Raw genomic sequence first — 2,580 nt, 5'->3', positions numbered from 1 at the left:
ACATGAATATCACCTGACATGGCAGCCTCCGTTAAAGGCAGAAGGATTGATGGCTGTCATGTCGCTTCGCTTTGCGCAAAATCTAGTGGGGCGTTCATCTTGCCCTCAAGCTCATAGATCATGAGTAGGGCGCCTAATTCCATCGCTCTATGAACAGCTGCAGCGATGGCCGCGGTGCGGGACGGGTATGGAACGCGCTCGTACTCGGACTCAACATTCCACAGACCGTCTGCCTGTAGCACCTTTACAACTGCTGTCATCCACACACCTCCAGTGGCATCGATACCTTAGTTCTATGCGTGGGCGAGAAAATATGATGTAGGACGATTTCCGAATCGGGCGCGCGGTTGGGAATGTGATCTCAATTTGCGGATGCGGCGAGGCTCATGACCCAACAGGGCTGCGAAGCCCCGTAATCGCAACACTTCACCTGCAACTGACGTAATATAAATTCTGCAAAAGTGCGTCCTTTTTGCTCCCTCATTTGTTTCCCAAGGGGCAGACATGCGTCTAGCGGCTTTTATCGTGCGTGATATGAAGCACATTTTGGCGGAGTGGGAGGCCTTCGTGGCCGCCCAGTTGCCTGCTGCACGGAAGCTGGATTCCCTCGCCCTGCGCGACCACGCGCCGCAAATCCTGCAATCCATCGCAAAGGACCTGACGACCCCGCAAACGCGAGACGCGCAACACGAAAAGTCATGGGGGCAAGCCCCCCAAGTGCCCGGTGCGCCGGAGACTGCAGCACAAGTACATGCGGTCATCCGGGCGCGCGGTGGCTTCAATATCAACCAGTTGGTTGCCGAGTATCGGGCGCTACGCGCCAGCGTGCTACGTTTGTGGATAGACGATTTTGAGTTGGTTGCTGCGGATCTGGACGACATGATGCGCTTCAACGAAGCTATCGACCAAGCAGTCGCCGAATCGGTGGAGTCTTTCAATTCGGAGGTCGAGCAGTCTCGCAATCTGTTGCTCGGAATGCTCGGGCACGATATGCGCAGCCCCCTGCAGACCATCCAGACGACCGCCTCATACCTGGTGGCGCTGAACGCCGGGGAGAAGGTGTCGGAGGCTGCGGCCCGGCTGATTCGAAGCGGTGCCAGCATGAGTTCCCTTCTGGATGACCTTTGCGATTTCAACCGAACGAAACTCGGCTTGGGTATCAACATCGCTCCCAATGACGTCGACCTGGCCAAGGTGGTCGGCGATACAGTGGACCAGTTGCGGGCAGTTCATTCGGACCGACGTATCGATGTGGAGGTGAAGGGCAATGTGCAGGGTTTTTGGGATGGCTCGCGCCTGCAGCAACTGATCTCCAATCTTGTGCTCAATGCGTTAAGGTACGGCGCGCCGGAGCATCCCGTCCGCGTTATTGTCACAGGCCATGACGGGGACGTTCGCCTTGAGGTCATGAATAGTGGCCCAGGCATTGATCAACTGACGCTGGAGCGGATATTTGACCCGCTGAGCAGAGGTCCTGATCAGGAAGACAAGAACGCGGACGGGCTCGGGCTCGGCCTTTATATCGCGAGCGAAATTGCTAAGGCCCATCGCGGAGCCATAGATGCTCGGTCCAACCCGGTCGAGACAGCGTTTGAGGTACGTCTGCCGCGTCGCGCGTAGCGACGGACTTAGGCCTTTCATAGACGGATATGATCGGATGGTCCCCCAAAACGCCCAGCTGGATCTGGGAGTCTGGGGTTTCCCAGTCAGATGAAAGTGTCCAATAAGTGCCAGGGAGCCGCCGGAGACCCAAATGGCTCTGTATCTAGAGCAGCTTGTCTTGGACATGAAATCGGCGACGCCTTTTCAGCCTTGGGATTGCCGATGACGGTGCACCCGCACGGTCTGGAGAGGCGCAGGGATAAAACGGGCAAGAGGTTGCTAGTGCACTAGCAATCGGCACGATATGGTCTCTACCCCTTGATGTTGCGCGGGTCATGACCGAAGGAGTTTCGTTCTCGGATCTGACCGTCGCGGCCGTGGATCAGCAGTTCGACCTTATTGGAGTTGACCCTGTGATTCAGGACACCCAAACACCGTTAAGTTGATGATGTGGCAGCTCGCCGGAACTCGCGAGGCGAACGATATCTCAACGCTTTGTGTGGATGCCGCTCATTGTATTGCTCGAATGCGACCGTTAACTGAGAGAGCGCTGTTGGCACGTCGGGCCTGTTCATGAACGCAATGTAATCGCGTTTCATGGTCTTGACGAAGGATTCGGCCATGCCGTTGCTTTGCGGAGAACGCACGGGGGTGGTCAGTGGCTCCAGTCCCAGCTCCCGCGCGAAGGCGCGGGTACGATGGTCGATGTACGCCGACCCGTTGTCCGACAGCCATTCGATGGTGCGCTCGGTCTGCACAGCGCCAAAGCGCTGTTCGACGGCGGCCAGCATCACATCTCGCACAATATCGCCACTGTGCCCGCCGGTGGTTGCAGCCCAACTGATGGCTTCCCGGTCATGGCAATCCAGCGCAAAGGTTACGCGTAGCGGCGAGCCGTCGTCGCAACGGAATTCGAAGCCGTCTGAACACCAGCGAACATTGCTACGGTCAACAGCGACGCGGCCGTCATGGCGACGT

At 57.4% G+C, this 2,580-nt stretch carries 2 protein-coding genes and 1 pseudogene; 1 reads left to right on the top strand and 2 read right to left on the bottom strand.

Going from position 1 to position 2,580, the window contains the following annotated elements; all coding sequences use genetic code 11:
• Positions 1–504: 504 nt before the first annotated feature.
• Entirely contained in the window at positions 505–1,620 is a 1,116-nt protein-coding gene (locus AC3FLX_RS33615; protein ID WP_488701588.1) for a sensor histidine kinase, read from the top strand.
• A 293-nt stretch (positions 1,621–1,913) separates the two neighbouring features.
• Here AC3FLX_RS33615 and AC3FLX_RS33610 read toward each other — a convergent pair.
• Both AC3FLX_RS33610 and AC3FLX_RS33605 read right to left on the bottom strand, forming a co-directional pair.
• A pseudogene (locus AC3FLX_RS33610) lies at positions 1,914–2,000 on the bottom strand (DUF2188 domain-containing protein); the annotation flags it as partial.
• A gap of 39 nt (positions 2,001–2,039) precedes the next feature.
• Positions 2,040–2,580, bottom strand: a 541-nt coding sequence (locus AC3FLX_RS33605; protein WP_488701146.1) for a DDE-type integrase/transposase/recombinase, incomplete at its 5' end; no start/stop codon positions are given.

This window comes from Cupriavidus sp. 291-E7, assembly GCF_057798835.1.
Note: the sequence above shows the minus strand (reverse complement) of the source record. Positions and strands in the feature narration are given on the sequence as shown.

What these genes read in the sequence shown, in the direction of transcription:
- AC3FLX_RS33615 (WP_488701588.1), top strand. Translation starts at nt 505, where the DNA reads ATGCGTCTAGCGGCTTTTATCGTGCGTGATATGAAGCACATTTTGGCG.